General features: G+C 73.4%; 18 protein-coding genes and 1 pseudogene. 10 read left to right on the top strand and 9 right to left on the bottom strand.

Annotation, left to right across the window (positions count from 1 at the left end; all coding sequences use genetic code 11):
- Positions 1-71: 71 nt before the first annotated feature.
- Together LCG91_RS15755 and LCG91_RS15750 are read left to right on the top strand one after the other, a co-directional pair.
- Positions 72-1058 carry an aldo/keto reductase gene (locus tag LCG91_RS15755; RefSeq protein WP_137768519.1) on the top strand — a complete coding sequence of 329 codons (987 nt, stop codon included), beginning with the start codon at positions 72-74 and terminating at the stop codon, positions 1056-1058.
- A gap of 197 nt (positions 1059-1255) precedes the next feature.
- Entirely contained in the window at positions 1256-2659 is a 1404-nt protein-coding gene (locus LCG91_RS15750) for a nucleobase:cation symporter-2 family protein (RefSeq protein WP_224441961.1), read from the top strand.
- 26 nt (positions 2660-2685) lie between these two features.
- Here LCG91_RS15750 and uraH read toward each other — a convergent pair whose 3' ends face one another.
- The 4 genes and pseudogenes from uraH to LCG91_RS15730 all read right to left on the bottom strand — a co-directional run bounded on the left by uraH (position 2686) and on the right by LCG91_RS15730 (position 4873).
- Positions 2686-3024 (bottom strand): hydroxyisourate hydrolase, encoded by a 339-nt coding sequence (gene uraH, locus LCG91_RS15745; RefSeq protein ID WP_224443171.1) that lies wholly within the window; start codon positions 3022-3024, stop codon positions 2686-2688.
- Positions 3025-3495: pseudogene (gene uraD / locus LCG91_RS15740) on the bottom strand (2-oxo-4-hydroxy-4-carboxy-5-ureidoimidazoline decarboxylase); the annotation flags it as partial. It lies immediately after the preceding gene.
- A gap of 33 nt (positions 3496-3528) precedes the next feature.
- Positions 3529-4011, bottom strand: coding sequence for an FBP domain-containing protein (locus LCG91_RS15735; protein WP_224441960.1), 483 nt, complete (start codon positions 4009-4011; stop codon positions 3529-3531).
- A 211-nt stretch (positions 4012-4222) separates the two neighbouring features.
- Positions 4223-4873: an SAM-dependent methyltransferase gene (locus LCG91_RS15730; protein ID WP_224443170.1), complete on the bottom strand. Its 651-nt coding sequence runs from the start codon at positions 4871-4873 to the stop codon at positions 4223-4225.
- Positions 4874-4921: 48 nt separating this feature from the next.
- On the opposite strand from LCG91_RS15730, the gene LCG91_RS15725 reads away from it, so the two are divergent.
- Entirely contained in the window at positions 4922-5158 is a 237-nt protein-coding gene (locus LCG91_RS15725) for a hypothetical protein (RefSeq protein WP_058729055.1), read from the top strand.
- Between the two features lie 43 nt (positions 5159-5201).
- Here LCG91_RS15725 and LCG91_RS15720 read toward each other — a convergent pair whose 3' ends face one another.
- From LCG91_RS15720 to LCG91_RS16490, 3 genes are all read right to left on the bottom strand, one after another.
- Positions 5202-6107 (bottom strand): helix-turn-helix transcriptional regulator, encoded by a 906-nt coding sequence (locus LCG91_RS15720; RefSeq protein WP_058729056.1) that lies wholly within the window; start codon positions 6105-6107, stop codon positions 5202-5204.
- 272 nt (positions 6108-6379) lie between these two features.
- Positions 6380-7711 carry a hemolysin family protein gene (locus LCG91_RS15715; RefSeq protein WP_224441959.1) on the bottom strand — a complete coding sequence of 444 codons (1332 nt, stop codon included), beginning with the start codon at positions 7709-7711 and terminating at the stop codon, positions 6380-6382.
- A 124-nt stretch (positions 7712-7835) separates the two neighbouring features.
- Positions 7836-8462: a M23 family metallopeptidase gene (locus LCG91_RS16490; RefSeq protein WP_318010444.1), complete on the bottom strand. Its 627-nt coding sequence runs from the start codon at positions 8460-8462 to the stop codon at positions 7836-7838.
- 613 nt (positions 8463-9075) lie between these two features.
- Between LCG91_RS16490 and LCG91_RS15705 the strand changes: the two genes are divergently transcribed.
- Both LCG91_RS15705 and LCG91_RS15700 read left to right on the top strand, forming a co-directional pair.
- A complete protein-coding gene (locus tag LCG91_RS15705) occupies positions 9076-9564 on the top strand; it encodes a hypothetical protein (protein ID WP_058729541.1) in 489 nt (162 codons plus the stop codon).
- A gap of 113 nt (positions 9565-9677) precedes the next feature.
- Positions 9678-11888, top strand: a complete 2211-nt coding sequence (locus tag LCG91_RS15700) for an NADP-dependent isocitrate dehydrogenase (protein ID WP_224441958.1) — start codon at positions 9678-9680, stop codon at positions 11886-11888.
- A gap of 339 nt (positions 11889-12227) precedes the next feature.
- Here the strand turns inward: LCG91_RS15700 and LCG91_RS15695 are convergent, their stop codons facing one another.
- Positions 12228-12680 carry a DUF3817 domain-containing protein gene (locus LCG91_RS15695; protein ID WP_224441957.1) on the bottom strand — a complete coding sequence of 151 codons (453 nt, stop codon included), beginning with the start codon at positions 12678-12680 and terminating at the stop codon, positions 12228-12230.
- Positions 12681-12811: 131 nt separating this feature from the next.
- On the opposite strand from LCG91_RS15695, the gene LCG91_RS15690 reads away from it, so the two are divergent.
- Together LCG91_RS15690 and LCG91_RS15685 are read left to right on the top strand one after the other, a co-directional pair.
- Positions 12812-13588, top strand: coding sequence for a ThuA domain-containing protein (locus LCG91_RS15690; protein ID WP_202596818.1), 777 nt, complete (start codon positions 12812-12814; stop codon positions 13586-13588).
- Entirely contained in the window at positions 13585-14736 is a 1152-nt protein-coding gene (locus tag LCG91_RS15685; RefSeq protein WP_224441956.1) for a PP2C family protein-serine/threonine phosphatase, read from the top strand. Before LCG91_RS15690 ends, LCG91_RS15685 begins: the two co-directional genes overlap by 4 nt.
- Positions 14737-14763: 27 nt before the next feature.
- On the opposite strand, the gene LCG91_RS15680 is transcribed toward LCG91_RS15685, so the two are convergent.
- The gene (locus LCG91_RS15680) at positions 14764-15195 is read right to left on the bottom strand and encodes a hypothetical protein (protein WP_153001741.1); all 432 of its coding nucleotides are present in this window, start codon (positions 15193-15195) and stop codon (positions 14764-14766) included.
- Between the two features lie 80 nt (positions 15196-15275).
- Between LCG91_RS15680 and LCG91_RS15675 the strand changes: the two genes are divergently transcribed.
- From LCG91_RS15675 to LCG91_RS15665, 3 genes are all read left to right on the top strand, one after another.
- Positions 15276-15995, top strand: a complete 720-nt coding sequence (locus LCG91_RS15675; protein ID WP_224441955.1) for a ScbR family autoregulator-binding transcription factor — start codon at positions 15276-15278, stop codon at positions 15993-15995.
- Positions 15996-16111: 116 nt separating this feature from the next.
- A complete protein-coding gene (locus tag LCG91_RS15670) occupies positions 16112-16990 on the top strand; it encodes an aminoglycoside phosphotransferase family protein (protein WP_224441954.1) in 879 nt (292 codons plus the stop codon).
- A 57-nt stretch (positions 16991-17047) separates the two neighbouring features.
- Complete coding sequence (locus tag LCG91_RS15665; protein ID WP_224441953.1) at positions 17048-17683, top strand: hypothetical protein; 636 nt, start codon at positions 17048-17050, stop codon at positions 17681-17683.
- Positions 17684-17709: the final 26 nt, after the last annotated feature.

Raw genomic sequence — 17709 nt, 5'->3', positions numbered from 1 at the left:
CTGTCCGTCCCCTCAGCGTAGCCGTGCCGGTACCTCCCTGACGAGGGGCCGCCAGGAGTAGACCTGCAGGCATGCAGACACGCACGCTCGCAGACCTCGAGGTCGGTTCCGTCGGCCTCGGCACCATGGGCATGAGCGCCTTCTACACGGGCGCCGGCACCGACGACGACGAGTCGATCCGCACGATCCACCGCGCGATCGACCTCGGCGTCACGCTCTTCGACACCGCCGAGGCCTACGGCCCGTACACGAACGAGGAACTCCTCCGTCGTGCCCTCGGCGACCGCCGCGACCAGGTCGTCATCGCGACGAAGTTCGGTCTGTACCGGCACGAGGCCGGTGAGCAGACCCCCACCCAGCAGCGCGGCATCTCCAGCGCCCCGGAGTCCGTCCGCGAGGCGCTCGAGGGCTCCCTCCGCCGCCTCGGCACCGACCACATCGACCTCTACTACCAGCACCGCGTCGACCCGGCCGTCCCGATCGAGGACGTGATCGGCCAGCTCGCCGGCTTCGTGCAGGAGGGCAAGATCCGCCACATCGGGCTCTCCGAGGCGAGCGCAGCCACGATCCGGAAAGCCCACGCCGTGCACCCGATCACCGCACTGCAGAGCGAGTACTCGCTCTGGACGCGCGACCCGGAGGGCGACGTGCTCGACACCCTCCGCGAGCTCGGCATCGGCCTGGTGCCGTACTCGCCGCTCGGCCGCGGCTTCCTGACCGGCGCGATCACGAAGCCGTCCGACCTGGACGAGGACGACTTCCGACGCCAGAACCCACGCTTCGCGGAGCAGGCGTTCGCCGAGAACATGAAGATCGTCGACGCCGTCAAGGAGATCGCCGCCGAGGTCGGCGCGACGCCGGGACAGGTCGCCCTCGCCTGGCTGCTCGCGCAGGGCGACGACGTCGTCCCGATCCCCGGCACGAAGCGGGTCTCGCGGCTGGAGGAGAACGTCGGTGCAGCCGACGTGACGCTGTCCGCCGACCAGCTCGAGCGCCTGTCGGCGCTGCCCGTCCCGACCGGTGACCGGTACCCGGACATGTCGTCCATCGGTCGCTGAGGCGACCAGGAGACGGTCTGGAGGCTCGTGGCGACCCCGCCACGGGCCTCCCGTCCGTCCCGGTGGCGGCCAGCGGCCGGAACGTGCGTTCCGGGGTCGGGTCGCGTGATCCGCGCGACCCGTGCTCGTCACGGCGCGGAAACAGGGGCTCCCTAGCGTCGAGGTGACACGTGACCGGCGACGCGACGGGGGCACCCATGACCAGCACGAGGACACCACGCACGACCACCGGGCAGGACGGGGTCGACACGATCCCGCCGCTCGCCAGGCTGCTGCCGCTCGGGCTGCAGCACGTCCTGGCGATGTACGCGGGGGCGGTCGCCGTCCCACTCATCGTCGGTGGGGCGCTCGGGTTCGACCGGGCCGACCTGGCCTTCCTCATCAGCGCCGACCTGTTCGTCGCCGGCCTCGCGACCATCGTGCAGTCCGTCGGGTTCTGGCGCTTCGGGGTCCGGCTGCCGCTGGTGCAGGGCGTGACGTTCGCCGCCGTCGGGCCGATGATCGCGATCGGCGGCGCGCACGGCATCACGGCGGTCTACGGGGCGACCATCGCCTGCGGCGTGTTCATGGTGCTCGTCGCGCCGTGGTTCTCGCAGCTCGTGCGGCTGTTCCCGCCGATCGTCACCGGCACCGTGATCCTGATCATCGGCGTCTCGCTGACGAGCGTGGCCGCGGGGTGGATCACCGACGGCGGCAAGGACGGGGCCGCCGATCCGCTCGACGTCGCCTTCGCGGCCGGGGTGCTGCTGGCGATCGTCCTCGTCGAGCGGTTCGCGCCGCGGGGTCTCGCACGGGTGTCGGTGCTGCTCGGGCTCGTCCTCGGCACCGTCGCCGCGCTGTTCGTCCCCGGCATGGTCGACGGATCCGGCATCGGCGACGCGGCTTGGTTCGCCGTCGTCACCCCGTTCCACTTCGGCCTGCCGACGTTCGACCTCGCCTCGATCGTGTCGATGCTCGTCGTCGGGCTCGTCATCATGACCGAGACCACGGGCGACATGGTGGCCGTCGGCGAGGTCGTCGACCGTCCGGTGTCGCGCCGCACCCTGGCCGACGGACTGCGGGCGGACGGCCTCGGCACGGTGCTCGGCGGTGTGTTCAACACGTTCCCGTACACGGCGTTCGCGCAGAACGTCGGGCTGGTGGCGCTGACCGGCGTGCGCTCCCGGTACGTGGCCACGGCGGCCGGCGGCATCCTCGTGGTGCTCGGGCTCGTGCCGAAGGTCGCGGCCGTCGTCGAGGCGGTGCCGCACGCGGTGCTCGGCGGAGCGGGGGTCGCCCTGTTCGGCATGGTCGCGGCGAGCGGCATCCGGACGCTGTCGAAGGTGCGGTTCGACAACCGGAACGTGCTCGTCGTGGCGCTCCCGCTCGCGATCGCGCTGCTGCCGACCGTCGCGCCGGAGATCTACGGCGCGTTCCCGACATGGTTCACGCTCGTGTTCGACTCCGGCATCTCGGCGGGTGCGGTCGCGGCGATCCTGCTCAACCTGCTGCTCGGGTCGCGCGGCCTGCGGGAGCGGTACGGCGACGACCCCGTGCCGGGGTCCTACGACGCGGTGCGTTCGACGGCGCCGGTCGCCACGGTCGGCGACGGTCGCGCCTGACGCTGGCCAGCTCGCGCACGGCGAGGTCAGCTGCCGCGGTAGGTGCTGTGCGCGAAGGGGCTGAGCAGCAGCGGCACGTGCAGGTGGTCGGTGCCGGTCACCGTGAACGCCACGACGACGTACGGGTGGAAGGTCGGGACCCCGGCTGCGCGGTGGTGGGCGCCGGTGTCGAACCGCAGCTCGAGGTCGCCCCGGGGCAGCACGTCCGGCCCGAGCCCGGCACGACCGTCGGCGTCCGTCTCGCCGGTGGCCAGGACGTCGCCGGCGGCCGTGCGCAGGGTGAGCGCGATCCCCGCGGCCGGGGTCCCCGTTCGAGCGTCGAGCACGTGCGTGGTCAGGTGCGGGACGCCGAAGGTCGCACGGATCCGGTGCACGGCGATGTCCGCCAGGGCGGCGGTGGCCTCGGTGACCTCGGCGTCCGGCTCCCCCGCGAGACGCCGTTCGAGCTCGGCGAGGAGTTCCTCGGGCGTCCGACCGGCGGCACGCACGAGGAACACGCGGTCGAACCGGTCCTCGTAGGCGGCGTTCCCGCGTGCGATCGCCGCTGCGACGTCGTCCGCCGCGGTCGCCATCGCGCCCTGCTCGCGGGCCGACGACGCCTCCGTGGTGCGCTCGCCGATGCGGGGGTGCTCGGCGAGGGCGGTGTCGAGGTCCGCCGCGGTCCAGTCCGCCGCGGCCTCGGTCGCCGCCGCGATCAGGGCCGGCACGGTGCGGAACGGTCGGGCGGCCACGAGGACGTCGGCCCAGGCCGGTACCGCCGCCCAGTGCAGGGCGGTCCGTCGGGCGTCGTCGGCGGGGGCGGAGTCGAAGTCGCGGAGGTCCACCCGCCACACCATAGGGATGCCGCGTTACGCCGGCGTTTCCCGGCGTCAGAGCTCGGCGGCGAAGGACGCGATCCGGAGCTGCAGGTCCTCGATCCGCCGGACCCGGGCGGCCTCGACGTCGTAGCCCTCGTACGCCGGGGGGACCGGGCGCCGGACGTTCCGGGAGCACTGGAAGTCCTGGCAGACGAGCGTCCCGACGGTGTTGCCGTTCCGGCCGGCCTTCCCCGAGCGCTTGGCGGAGTAGAACACGACGTCGTTGGGCAGCTTCACGTCCTGGCACCACGAGCACTGCGCCCGTGCACGCGGCGACGCCTCGGCCTGCCGGAACAGGATGCCGACGAGGTCGCCCTCGAGCGTCGGCACCACGGCGTACGCGCGACGTGCGGTCTTCGGATCGCGCCAGCCGAGGAAGTCGAGCGACTCCCAGTCCAGCGTCTCGAGGTCGGTGGGCAGCGTCAGGTCCGTGACCTCCTTGCGGGAGGCGTTGACGAAGGACGAACGGATGGTCTTCTCGCTGATGGGCAGCACGGTGTGGTCGCTCTCGACGGGCCCGGGCGCGGTGGTCGCGCCGCACGGGCGGGGGTGTGGTCAGGGTTCGACGAACGCGGCCGTGCCTTCGGGCACAGCCGGGGGCGTCACGCCCTGATGCCGGCGCTCTGCGCGCCGACCACCTCCTGCTGACTCACGGCTCCAGCCTACGACGGCGTGTCAAGCCGGGCGTGTCGTGGCCGCGGAACGGTCAGGGGACGGAGCGCAGCAGGACGACCGACCCGTCGAGCACCGGCTGCCGGCGGAGTGCCCCGAAGCGGGCGTCCCACTCGCCAGACGCGAGCGCGGTGCGCAGGGCGGCGACCGAGCGGCGGGCGGTCAGGTCGTCGACCAGGCGCCAGGCGGGATCGGCGGCGCGGACGTCGGCGTCGAGCAGCCGTTCCGGTCGCGCGTAGTACCCCTCGCTGAAGCCGTCCACGCAGGTGAAGGGCACGGGCAGGCGCACGACCTCGGCGGACGGTCCGACGAGTGACGCGAGTGCGTCGACGGTCGGCAGGGTCCGGACCTCGGCGGTGACCACCTCGGACGCGTACGCGGCGAGCCACCCGGCGCGCAGGCGGTCCGGGTCGCGCGCGAGCACCACCACGCGGCTGCCGGCGGACAGCGCGAGGGCGGCGAGGGCGTCCACGGTCGGGAAGGTCAGCAGCGTGGCGTCGGCACCCCTGTCGGCGTCCCCGTCGGCGACGAGCTCGCGGTCCGCGGGCACGTACGAGACCGGCCCCGGGCTCACCTCACGCACGGTGTGGGCGTCACCGAGTGCCTTCGCGACCGCGCGGACGAACGACGGCTCCGGTCGGCGGTGTCGACGCACCAGCGCCGCGAGGTCCCCGTCCGCCGGCATGGTCGTCACCGGCCCCACCCTACGGAGCGTCCCTGCTAGCGTCGCTGCATGCTCTCCGGGGGATTCGCCGTCGTCAGTCTCGTCTACCTGGCGGTCGTGCTGCTGCTGCTCGTGCTCGTCATCGCGCTCATCGTGCTGGTGTTCGCCGCGGTCCGGGTGCTGCGGCTGACCGCGATCGAGAAGGAGCTGCGCATCGACCGGCTCCGTGTGGACGCGCTCGTCGACACGCTGGGTGGCGACGACGAGGACACGAGCGACCGCCCGGCGGGGCCGACGGCACCCTGACCCCGTCCGACCGCGCTCGCCCAGGACGCGCGACGCCTGCCGGTCAGTCGTCCTGCTCCGCCTCGCCGGCCCGCACGGCGGCGAGCCGCTCGGACCGCTCGGTCGCGGCCCAGGTCCCCAGCAGTGCGAGCGACCGCTCCGACTCACTGCCCGGCTCCGCTGAGTACGTGAACATCGTCAGTCCCGGGTCGGCGACGAGTTCGAGCGCCTCGAAGTCGAGCTGCAGTTCGCCGACGATCGGGTGCGCGATGCGCTTGCCGCCGCGTCGGTGCACCCGCACGTCGTGCGCCGCCCACCAGCCGCGGAACTCCTCGCTCCGGGTGGAGAGCTCGCCGACGAGGGTCACGAGACCGGGCTCGCAGGGGTTCGCGACGGCCGCGGCACGGAGGACGGCTACGGCCTCGCGTGCGGTGGCGGCCCAGTCCGGGAAGAAGTCGCGCGCGGCCGGGTCGAGGAACGTGAACCGCGCGGTGTTCACCGGGCGTCCGGGCCCCGCGAACATCGGTGCGTACAGTGCGCGACCGAGCTCGTTCGTCGCGACGACGTCGCCGCGCTCGTTCCGCACCCACGCGGGCGCGCCGGTGATCGCGTCGAGCAGGCGCTGCACGCCCGGTCGGACCCGCGTCGGCACGTTCCGGTGCATGACCTTGACGCCCGCGTTCGCGAGCCGTGCCAGGTCGAACAGGTGCACCCGTTCGTCCTCGTCGAGCTGCAGCGCACCCGCGAGGCCCTCGAGCACGCTGTCCGAGACGCCCTTGAGCGACCCGCGCTCGAGCCGCGTGTAGTAGTCGACGCTCACCCCGGCGAGCATGGCGACCTCGTGGCGGCGCAGCCCGGGGACGCGGCGCACACCGCCGCCGAACGACGGCATCCCGACCTCGTCGGGGGTGAGCCGCGCCCGTCGCGAGGACAGGAAGTCACGGATCTCGTTGCGCACGTCGATACCCATGCGACGAGCGTACGTGGCGGTGCGGTCGCGGCGACAGGCACGGGCGGTACCCGCCACGGCGCCGGGGGAGCGAGATGCGGGCGGAAGAGCGAGACGCCGCCGAACGACCGAGACGCCGCCGGAAGCGGCGCCTGCGGATGACGGGGCGTCCCGCACTGCGGGACCCGCGCGACCCACGGGACCGGCTGGACCCGCGAGCACGACGCGACCGGTGACGGACGGGAGGCGCGGTGCGGGCCGGCACCGCGCCTCCCGTCCGGTGGACGGACCGGTCAGGCGACGGGCGGGGCCGCGCGCGTCGACTCGGTGGCCGTCGGCACCGCCGCGACGGCGTCCGCCGTCCGCGCCGTGACCCGCACCCGGGCCACGCGGTGCCCGTCCATCTCGGTGACCTCGAGGCGGTGCTCACCGGCGTCGACGACGTCGCCGACCTGCGGGACCCGGTCGAGGTGCACCTGCACGAGCCCACCGACGGTCTCGTAGTCGCCGTCCGGCAGCTCCGGACCCCCGTCGGCGGCGAGGTCCTCGAGCACGGTCGCACCGTCGATGCCGTCGGCCTGGGCCGCAGCCGGGTCGTACTCAGCTGCGTCCCATTCGTCCCTGATGCGGCCGACCAGGTCCTCGAGCAGCGCCTCGAGCGTGACCATGCCCGCGCTGCCGCCGTACTCGTCCACGACGAGCGCGATCTGGTGGCCCTCGGTGCGCATGTCCGCGATCGCGCTCGACAGCGACTTCGTCTCCGGCAGCGCGAGCACCGGGCGGACGAGCGTCGAGACGGGCGCCGTCGGGTCGGTCGGACGGAGCAGGTCGCGCAGGTGCACGAAGCCCGAGACGTCGTCACGGGAGCCCTCGGTGACCAGGTATCGGGTGTGACCCTCCTCGATGGCGTGGTCGGTCGCGTCGGCGATGCTCAGCGACGCGTCGATCGTCGAGACGTCGTACCAGGGGCGCATCGACTCGCGGAGGATCCGGTCACCGGCGTCGAGCGCGCTCCGGGCGATGCGTCGGCCCTGCGCGTCGATGGCGTCGTGGTCCTCGACCAGGCCGCGGAGCTCCTCGGTGCTCATCGACTCGCTGCGGGCGTCCGGATCGCCGCCGAGCAGCCGGACGACGCCGTTCGTGGTCTTCGACAGCACCCAGATGACCGGGCGCATCAGGGTCGCGAAGCGGTCGAGCGTCGGTGCGACGGCCATCGAGAAGCCCTCGGCGCGCTGCAGGGCGAGGCGCTTCGGCACGAGCTCGCCGAACACGAGCGACAGGTAGGCGATGACCAGTGTCATCAGGACCAGCGCGACCGCCTCGGCCGCACCCTGGTCGAGTCCGAGGCCGGACAGCAGCGGTGCGACGTCCGGGGCGATCGACGACGCACCGTAGGCGGCCGAGAAGAACCCGGCGACCGTCACGCCGATCTGCACGGCCGACAGGAAGCGGTTCGGGTCGCGGCCGAGCGCGGCGACCCGGGCCCCGCGGGAGCCGCGACGTTCGAGCTGCTGCAGCTGGGACTCGCGGAGCGAGACGAGGGCGATCTCCGCCGCGGCGAAGACACCGCCGACGAGCACGAAGAGGATGACGAGCCCGAAGGCGATCCAGGTGTCGGCGTCCATCAGCAGGTCACCACCGAGGATCGGCGACGGGCGGGCGGTCTGTGGTGATCGTCCATGCTGTGATCCTGCACAGGACTGCTGGGACGTCGCCGCACCCGTGCTGCGCGAGTGCTGTGCGTCCGGGTCAGATCGTGAGCGAGCGGCCGATCCGCGCCTCGAGCCAGGCCTCGGGGTCGATCGGGGTCACGCCGTCCATGAGCACCTCGAGGTGCAGGTGCGCACCCGTCGAGACCCCGGAGGAGCCCACCTTGCCGATGAACTGTCCTGCGGCGACCGTGTCACCGGCCCGCAGCGGCGAGGAGCCGGGGATCATGTGCCCGTACAGCGTCGAGACCCGACGGCCGTCGATCACGTGGTCGATGATCACGGCGGTGCCGTACGAGAAGTACGTGCCCGAGACCCGGACCTTGCCGGCGGCGACGGCACCGATCGGTGCGCCCATGCCGGGGTTGAAGTCGAGGCCCTGGTGCAGTGAGGAGCACGCGGCACACGGGGCGGAGCGGTAGCCGAAGCCCGAGCTCATCCGCACCGGCCCCGGGAAGGGCGAGCGCACCTCGCCGCCGTACGAGACCGCCCCGTCGGCGCTGCCGTCGCCCGCGACGACGACCTGCTGGCCGCCACCGACCGTGAAGTCGTCACGGTCGAGCGTGGCTGCCGTGACCGCCTGGGTCACGGCGTAGTCCTGCGTGCGGACCTGCGGGGCAAGGGTCGAGGTGGCGGTCGACGTCCCGGCGCTGGCGTGGGCGGGCATCGCGGACGCGGCGAACATCGCGAGGGCGGCGGCGGCGCTCGTGAGCGTGATCCGGCTGGCACGGTGCGTGCGACCCGCGCGTGCGGGTCGTGCTGCGGAGGGCTTCGGGGCAGTGCGACGGACGACGCGGGTGATGCGGGCGTCGACGTGCTCGGTGGTCGCACGTGCCTCGGTCGCGCGCCGGCCCGAGCGTGCGGCGACGGCGACCGTGTGCGGAGCCGGAGCGGCCGCCGCGACGGTCGTGGGCGCCGGAGAGCCGCTCGCGGTCGTGGGCGCGGGGGAGTCGCTCGCGGTCGCGGGGGGCGACGTCCGGGCGGGCGGGGCGGGGAGCGCGGGAGCGGCGGGCCGGCTTCCCGGCTGCGGCGCGCTCTGCCTCGAGGGCGGCGCGACGGGACAGGTGCACGACCGGGGTCTCCGGCTGCTGCTGGTCGGTGTCGTGTGTCGTCGTCATGGCCGCAGACCATTCTGCACGAGTCTGTCGCTTTGTACAGGCCCTTCCGTGATCTCCCCGTTACCGAACTGCTGGCAGTCCGCCGCCGTGTCACCGGCGCTGCGTACCAGCTGGGCGTCTCGTCGGTAGTGTCCGAGTCCAGCGACCGGAAGGACCTGCGCCATGGCCCGAACGCCGCGGGAACGACACGAACCCATCGACCTCGCGACCGCCGAGGTCGTGCTCGCGGGCACGCAGGAGCTGCTGCCCGTGCTCCGCGCATCCGCCGTCCGAGCGGGGGTCGACGCCGCTCGGATGCGCGTCGTCGGGGTCGACGACCTGCCCGACCCGCACGACCACGCCGACGCCGACCTGGCCGTCATCGCGATCCGACGTCCCGGCGACGACCCCGCGTTCCACCGGGCACAGGAGGCCGCCGAGCTCATCGCGCCGCTGCTCGCACCGAACGCCGTGCGCATCGTCATCACGGTCTCGGGCGTGACCCGGCTCGCACCCAGGGTGGAGCGCACGCTGACGTCCGAGGTCCTCCACCAGATCGGCGTCGCCTCGGCCCGTTCGGGCTTCACGCGCCCCTTCCGGAGCATGCGGACCCGGCTCGGCACCGCGGGGCTGCGTGCCGCCGGCGTCCGGGTGTTCCGGATCTTCGTCTGACGCCCACCACGGCGGGGCCCGGACCAGGTATCTTGACGTCGAGAGAATCCGCGCCGCGAGTACCGTGGACGGACCGAGGTCCGGCACGGTCGAACAAGGGAGTACCCGCCAGCATGGCCAAGATCATCTACACGCTCACGGACGAGGCACCGTTCCTCGCCACCCACTCGTTCCTGCCGGTCGTCGAGGCGTTCGCGCGCACCGCGGGGGTCGACGTCGAGACCCGCGACATCTCGCTCTCCGGCCGGATCATCGCGCAGTTCCCGGAGCGGCTCACCGACGAGCAGCGCCTGGACGACGCCCTGGCCGAGCTCGGCGAGCTCGCGAAGACGCCCGAGGCGAACATCATCAAGCTGCCGAACATCTCGGCGTCGATCCCGCAGCTCAAGGCCGCGATCAAGGAACTGCAGGGGCAGGGCTACGACCTGCCCGCCTACCCGGACGAGCCCTCGACGGACGAGGAGCGCGACGTCCGCGCCCGCTACGACCGCGTCAAGGGCAGCGCCGTCAACCCGGTGCTCCGCGAGGGCAACTCCGACCGCCGTGCCCCGCTGTCGGTGAAGAACTACGCCCGCAAGCACCCGCACCGCATGGGTGCCTGGAGCGCCGACTCGCGGACGAACGTCGTGACGATGGGCAAGGACGACTTCCGCTCGAACGAGCAGTCGTGGATCGCGCCGGCCGACGACACCCTGACGATCGAGTTCGTGGCCGCCGACGGCTCCACGACCGTGCTGAAGCAGTCGATCCCCGTGCTGCAGGGCGAGGTCGTCGACGGCACCGTCCTGCACGTCCGCGCGCTCGAGGCGTTCCTCCGCGACCAGATCGCTGCCGCGCAGGAGCAGGGCGTGCTGTTCTCGGTGCACCTCAAGGCCACGATGATGAAGGTCTCGGACCCGATCATCTTCGGCCACGTCATCCGCGCGTTCTTCCCGACCGTGTTCGAGCGCTTCGGAGCCGACCTCGCCGCCGCCGGGCTGAACCCGAACGACGGCCTCGGCTCGATCCTCGCCGGGCTCGACAGCGTGCCGAACGGTGCAGAGATCGAGCAGGCCTTCGCGGACGGCCTGGACGCCGGCCCCGAGCTCGCGATGGTCGACTCCGACAAGGGCATCACGAACCTGCACGTCCCGAGCGACGTCATCGTCGACGCCTCGATGCCCGCGATGATCCGGACCTCCGGCCACATGTGGGGCCCGGACGGCGAGGAGCACGACACCCTCGCGGTCATCCCGGACTCGAGCTACGCCGGCATCTACCAGGCCGTGATCGAGGACTGCCGCGCGAACGGCGCGTTCGACCCGTCGACCATGGGCTCCGTGCCGAACGTCGGGCTCATGGCGCAGAAGGCCGAGGAGTACGGCTCGCACGACAAGACCTTCGAGCTGCCGGGCGACGGGAAGGTCCGTGTCGTCACGAGCTCCGGCGAGACGGTCGTCGAGCACGACGTCGAGCAGGGCGACATCTGGCGGGCGTGCCAGACCAAGGACGTCGCGATCCGCGACTGGGTGAAGCTCGCGGTCACGCGTGCCCGCGCCACCGGGTCGCCCGCGGTGTTCTGGCTCGACGAGACGCGCGCGCACGACGCGAACCTGATCGGTCTCGTCCGCACCTACCTCGGCGACCACGACACCGACGGACTGCAGATCGAGGTCATGGCCCCCGAGGACGCCATGCGCTTCTCGCTCGAGCGCATCCGCCGCGGCGAGGACACCATCTCGGTCACCGGCAACGTCCTCCGTGACTACCTCACCGACCTGTTCCCGATCATGGAGCTCGGCACCTCGGCGAAGATGCTCTCCGTCGTCCCGCTGCTCGGCGGCGGCGGCCTGTTCGAGACCGGCGCCGGCGGATCGGCCCCGAAGCACGTGCAGCAGCTCGTCGAGCAGGACTACCTGCGCTGGGACTCCCTCGGTGAGTTCCTCGCGCTCGCGGTGTCGTTCGAGCACCTCGCCGGTGTGACCGGCAACGCGCGGGCGAAGGTGCTGGCGGACACGCTCGACCGTGCCACGGGGACGTTCCTCGACGAGAACAAGTCGCCCGGTCGCAAGATCGGCACGATCGACAACCGCGGCAGCCACTTCTACCTGGCGAAGTACTGGGCCGACGAGCTCGCCCGCCAGACCGAGGACGCCGAGCTCGCGGCGGCGTTCCAGGGCCTCGCGGCGCAGCTCGACGAGCACGAGTCGCAGATCGTCGACGAGCTGAACGCGGTGCAGGGGAAGCCGGCCGACATCGGCGGGTACTACCGCCCCGACACGGCGAAGACGAACGCCGTGATGCGGCCGTCCGCCACCCTCAACGAGGCGCTGGCCGCCCTGTAGGGACGCACCCCACGACGGACGGGAGGCGCGGTGCCGGCCGGCACCGTGCCTCCCGTCCGTCGTCGGCCCGCCCGCCGCCCGGCCCGGCCCGCCCCGCCCCGCCCGCCCGCCCGCCCGGCCCGGCCGGTCCGCCCCGCCCCGCCCCGCCCCGGTCCGTTCTGGTCGCAGGACATGCCGTCGCGGCCGAAGGTGAGCGGCAGGTCGTGCGACCCGAGCGACCGCGGGCGGCGGGTCGTGCGACCTGGCGACCTGGCGACCCGGCGACCCGTCGACCCGGCGACCTGGCGACCTGGCGACCCGGCACGTCGCGAGGCAGCGAGCCAGCAGCAGCGCGCCGCGTCAGCCCTTCGGTACCGGGGGGCCGAGGACCAGCAGGGCCGAGAACACCAGCGCGACGGCGACGACACCGATGCCGGCCGACACCGCCGGGCGACGCACCACGAAGAACAGCAGGCGGTCCCAGAGCCCCGAGCGGTCGTCGGGCGATCGGCGCCAGGGCCCCGCGAGCATGCCGCGCCGGGCGACCGCGACCTCGAACGGCACGGTGGCGTAGGGCACGACGGCACTGACCCAGCCGAGCACGAGCGCCCCGGCCGACCAGCGCTGGTTCACCGCGACGACGGTCGTCACCACGAGGTACGCCAGGAACACGAACCCGTGGATGCTCCCACCGATCCGCACGCCCCGGTCGCCGGCGTCCAGCCCGTACTTCAGCACCATGCCGGCGATCAGGAGCGTCCAGGTCACGAGTTCGGCCACCGCAGCGGCACGGAACAGGGAGCGAGGGGTCATGCCCACATGGTCGCGCACCCGTCCGGGAGAAGTCCCGACAGCCGCCCGCACAGTCCCGCCACGGCCCCGCCACAGCCCGACACACCGGCGGTCGTATCGATTCGACCGGGGGAGCGGGTAGCGTCGGGGGCATGTCAGCGCCGACCGAGAGCCGTCCCCTGAACATCGTCGTCTGGAACGAGAACGTGCACGAGAGCCGCGGCGACGCGACCGTGCTCGGGCACTACCCCGACGGCATGCACTCCGTGATCGCCGCCGCGCTCCGGGAGCTCCACCCCGAGGCGTCGGTCAGCACCGCCACGCTGCAGGAGCCCGAGCACGGCCTGACCGCCGAGCGGCTCGCGCAGACCGACGTGCTGTTCTGGTGGGGCCACGTCGCCCACCAGGACGTCTCCGACGAGGTCGTCACCCGCGTCGTCGAGGCCGTGCACGCCGGGATGGGCCTGGTCGTGCTGCACTCCGGGCACTACTCGAAGCCGTTCACCCGGCTGATGGGCACCACGTGCTCGTTGAAGTGGCGCAACGACGGGGAGCGCGAGCTCGTCTGGACGATCGCCCCCGAGCACCCGATCGCCGCCGGCGTCCCGCACCCGATCGTCATCGACCGCCAGGAGATGTACGGCGAGTACTTCGACATCCCCCGCCCCGACGAGGAGGTCTTCCTGTCGACGTTCGCCGGCGGCGAGGTCTTCCGTTCCGGTGTCGCCTACCGCCGCGGCCTCGGCCGGGTCTTCTACTTCTCGCCGGGCGACCAGGAGTACCCCGTCTACCACCACCCGGACGTCCAGCGGGTGCTCGCGAACGCGGCGTCCTGGGCGGCGCCGACGTCCGCGCGGCGCGCGCTGACCGCCGACCCCCACCCGCGGGACTGGTTCCTCGACGCCGGTGCGGGTACACAGGAGGGATGACCGACCAGCTCGACGGTGCGGACAGGCGCACCGCGGTGATCGAGGCGCTCGCCGTCCTGGGTTCCGGCCCGGAGGAGCGCTTCGACCGCATCACCCGCATGACCCACGAGGCGTTCGGCGTCCCGCTGACCTTCCTCAACCTGGTGCACGCCGACCTCGTCACCACGCAGTCCACGTACGGGTTCCAGCAGGGCACCAGCGTGCCGGCCACCGGGCAGTTCTGCGCCACGACCGTCCTGACGCCCGGACCCATGGTGATCCCGGACACGCTCCTCGACGTCCGGTTCGCCGACACGCCGGCCGTGACCGAGTACGGGGTCCGGTTCTACGCGGGAGCGCCGCTGACGATGCCGGACGGCACCCGCGTGGGGACGCTGTGCGTGATGGACGCCGAGCCGCGGGTGTTCTCCGACGAGGACCTCGCGCTCCTCGGGGACCTCGCGCGCTGGGCGGAACGCGAGCTCGGACACTCGATCGAGCAGGGCCGGGTGCGGCGGGTGCTCACCGGGCTGGTGCCCGAGCCCGTCACGGTACCCGGAGCCGCGGTGGACGGGTTCCTCGAGCCGGACGAGCACGGCGGCGACCTGGTCGACTGGCGCGTCGCCGCCGACGGGACGGTCCAGGCCACCGTCGGGACGGTCGCCGCGGCAGGTCGGGCCTCGGCGCTCCTCGCCGCCTCGGTGCGGGCCGCGGTCGTCGCGCGCAGCGACCTGCCGCTCCGTGACGCCCTCGCCGGCCTGGAGGCGCAACTCGCCCCCGACCTGTCGGCCGGCGGTGCCGTCGGGTCGGTCCTGCACGTGCGCCTCGACCCGACGACGGGTCACGCGGAGTGGGCCGACGCCGGACACGGGCCGGCGCTGCTCGTCCGTGCCGACGGGACCACGACCGCCCTGGGGTCGTCGGACCTGCCGATCGGCCTGCAGCCCGTGGCCGTCCCCCGGACCGTCGGCGCGCTCGACCTCGCGCCGGGGGACCGGCTGGTGCTCGTCACCGACGGCACGCTGGCGCTCGACGGGATCGGTGACGTGCAGGCCCTCGCGGCGGCGGCAGCGGCCCACCCCGATGACCTCGTCGCGCACGTCCGGTCGCTCGTACCGGCCGGCGGCGGCGCCGCGGACGTCGCCGTCGTGGTGCTCACGCGCACCTGACCGCGCGGAGTCGCCGGGAGCGGGTGGTCAGCGGTCCCGCGGGGCCGGGCGTCCGGTCGCGGTGGCGACGAGCAGCGTGGCCAGGAGCGCGACGCCGGCGAGCTCGATGCCGAGGCCCGCGGTCTTCCAGTAGGCGCTGCCGACGACCTGGGGCTGCGTGATCGCGTCCGGCCACCACGGGTCGAGGAACGGCACGGTGCCAGGGAACGGGTCGAGCCCGAGCACGACGAGCCCGCCGAGGAGCAGCACCACCCCGAGTCCGGCCATCGCGCCGCGGGACCGGTGGAGCATCCGGACGACGAGCGCGCCGACCATGCCGACCATGCCGAGCACGGCGATCAGGAAGGCGATGACGACGACGGGCTGCGGCGCGAGGGCGACCCAGTCGAGCACGGCGATCGGCAGCAGCAGCCACCGTCCCACGCGTGCCCAGCGCCCGGGCTCCAGCCTTCCTTCCATGGCGGTCACCGTACGGCAGCACTCCGGGGGGTCCCCTGAGGGCCCCCTTCGAGCAGTGCCTCCTGGCTACCATCGACGGCATGGCGCAGGACGGCCGGATCAGGCAGGAGCGGGCGGTGGCGACCCGCGCGGCCCTCATCGAGGCTGCGGCGGCCGAGTTCGACGAGCGCGGCTTCGTGGGGGCGTCGATGGACGGCATCGCGGAGCGGGCCGGCATGACGAAGGGCGCGCTGTACTTCCACTTCCGGTCGAAGGTCGACATCGCGGGCGCGGTGATCGCCCGACAGGACGAGATCTCGCGGCGCTACGCAGAGGTCGCGGCTGCGCGGTCGGCCTCGCCGCTCGAGTCACTGATGTGGATGTCGCAGGGGGTGGCGTCGCAGATGACACGGGAGGTCGTGGTGCGCGCCGGACTCCGGCTCGCCACCGACCCGAACGCCCGGGTGATACCGCGGGACCGGCCGTACGACCACTGGGTCGAGCACACCGCCGACATCGTCCGGCGGGCGATCGACGCGGGCGAGGTCGACCCGTCGTGGGACCCGAGGATGATCGGCCACGTGGTGAGCCCGGCGGTGGCGGGCGTCCAGATGTTCTCGGACATGCTGCACGACCGCGCCGACCTGTTCGAGCGGCTCCGTGAGCTGTGGACGGTGCTGCTGTCGGCGATCGCCAGCGAGCGGACCCGGGCGGACGTCCCACGACTCGTGGCGATCATCGAGCCGGAGCGCCCCGGGGAGGCCAGCACTCCCGGAGCCACCAGCGCACCCGGACGAACCGGCACCCCCGGAGAAGCCTGAGCGACGCGGGTCCCCCCAGGGACACCCACGTCGCTCCTCTTGGAGGATACCAAGGAGTACGTTTCCGCAGCAGCCCCACGTTCGCGGGGATCGCGCCACCGCCCTACCCTGGCGTGATGGGCACCCCGGCCGCCGAGTTCCACGTCGATGTCGACCTCGTCGCCGCGCTGCTCCACGACCAGCACCCGGACCTCGCCGACCTGCCGCTGCGGATCGTCGCGAGCGGTTGGGACAACGTCGTGGTGCGCGCCGGGGACTCCCTGGCCGTGCGGCTGCCCCGCCGTGCGGCCGCCGCCACCCTGGTCGAGCACGAGCAGCGCTGGCTGCCGACGATCGCCGCGCTGGTGGGCGACGTCGTCCCGGTCCCCGAGCCCGTCCGCACCGGCCGTCCGGCGCTCGGGTACCCGTGGGCGTGGAGCGTCGTGCCCTGGTTCCCCGGTCGCCCCGCGGGGGAGCACGCCCAGGGCGTCCGGGTGGCACGCGACCTCGCCGCCGTGGTCACCCGCCTGCACGTGCCCGCCCCGCCGGACGCTCCGGTGAACCCGGTCCGCGCCGTCCCGCTCGCGACGCGGAGCGACGCCGTCCTGACGCGACTGGCGACGGACGACGTGCCCCGGGCCGTGGAGCTGGCCGCGCTCTGGCGGACCGCGGCCGGGGCCTCGACGTACACCGGGCCTCCCGTCTGGGTGCACGGCGACCTGCACCCGTTCAACCTGCTCGTGGAGCCCGCGCCCCTCGGCGACCGACGGTTGTCGGCGGTGGTCGACTTCGGCGACCTGACCGCGGGGGACCCGGCGGTCGACCTCGCTACCCGCTGGCTGACGTTCGACGACGCCGGCGGGCGCACGTTCGGCGCGCTCGTCGACGCGGACCAGGCGACCTGGACCCGTGCCCGCGGATGGGCGGTCTCGATCGCGTCGGCGCTCGCCGTGACGGACGACGACGCCTTCCGGACGGTCGCGGCCCGTGCGATCGACGCGGTGCTGGACGGCTGAGCCCGCAGGGGTTACCGTTCCCTCACCTGTCCGTGCACTGGAGATCGGAGGGGCCTGATGACCCTCGAGTTCCGCGTCCCGCACGACGTCGACACCGACGCCTCTCCCGCCCCGTCCACCCCGACGGGAACCGTCCCGTCCGACACCACCCGCCGCACCGGGTTGCGCGGTGTGCTCGACCGACTGGCCGTCCGCCGCGCGGTCGCTCGTGACCGACGTCTGGTCGCACACCTGCACGAACTCGACGACCTGCAGCGGTTGCTCACCGGCGCGCGCGGAGTGGTCGAGCGCGGGTGGATCCAGCACTCGTGGTTCGCCTACCTCGACGAGCACGGGCACCTGCGCAAGGCGTCGAGTGCGGCGGCGCTCGCCGCGCAGGGCCGACCGCTCGTCGCCGCCTGCCTGGTCGGCGCGGTCGTCTCGGCGGCTGGTGGCCCGCAGGTCGTGCACTCGCAGCAGGTCCAGCGCGCGCTCGACCTCGTCTGGCACGCGCTGGCCACGGACGAGGGCCGGCCCGTCCTCTGGTGCCCGGCGCCGGACGTGCGGATGGCCCGGGTCCGCGACCTGACCACCTGGAACGACCGTCCCGGGCGCACCTCGGCCGAGGTGGCGTCGCTGCTGCTCACCGCGGAACGGGTCGCCGTGCACGAGGCCGAACGCGTCGCCGCACGGCGCGTTCCCGTGTCGGGGTGAAGGGCGGCCGCGCGACGCCCTGACCC

Source organism: Curtobacterium sp. TXMA1 (assembly GCF_020162095.1).
Classification (GTDB): Bacteria; Actinomycetota; Actinomycetes; order Actinomycetales; family Microbacteriaceae; genus Curtobacterium.
Note: the sequence above shows the minus strand (reverse complement) of the source record. Positions and strands in the feature narration are given on the sequence as shown.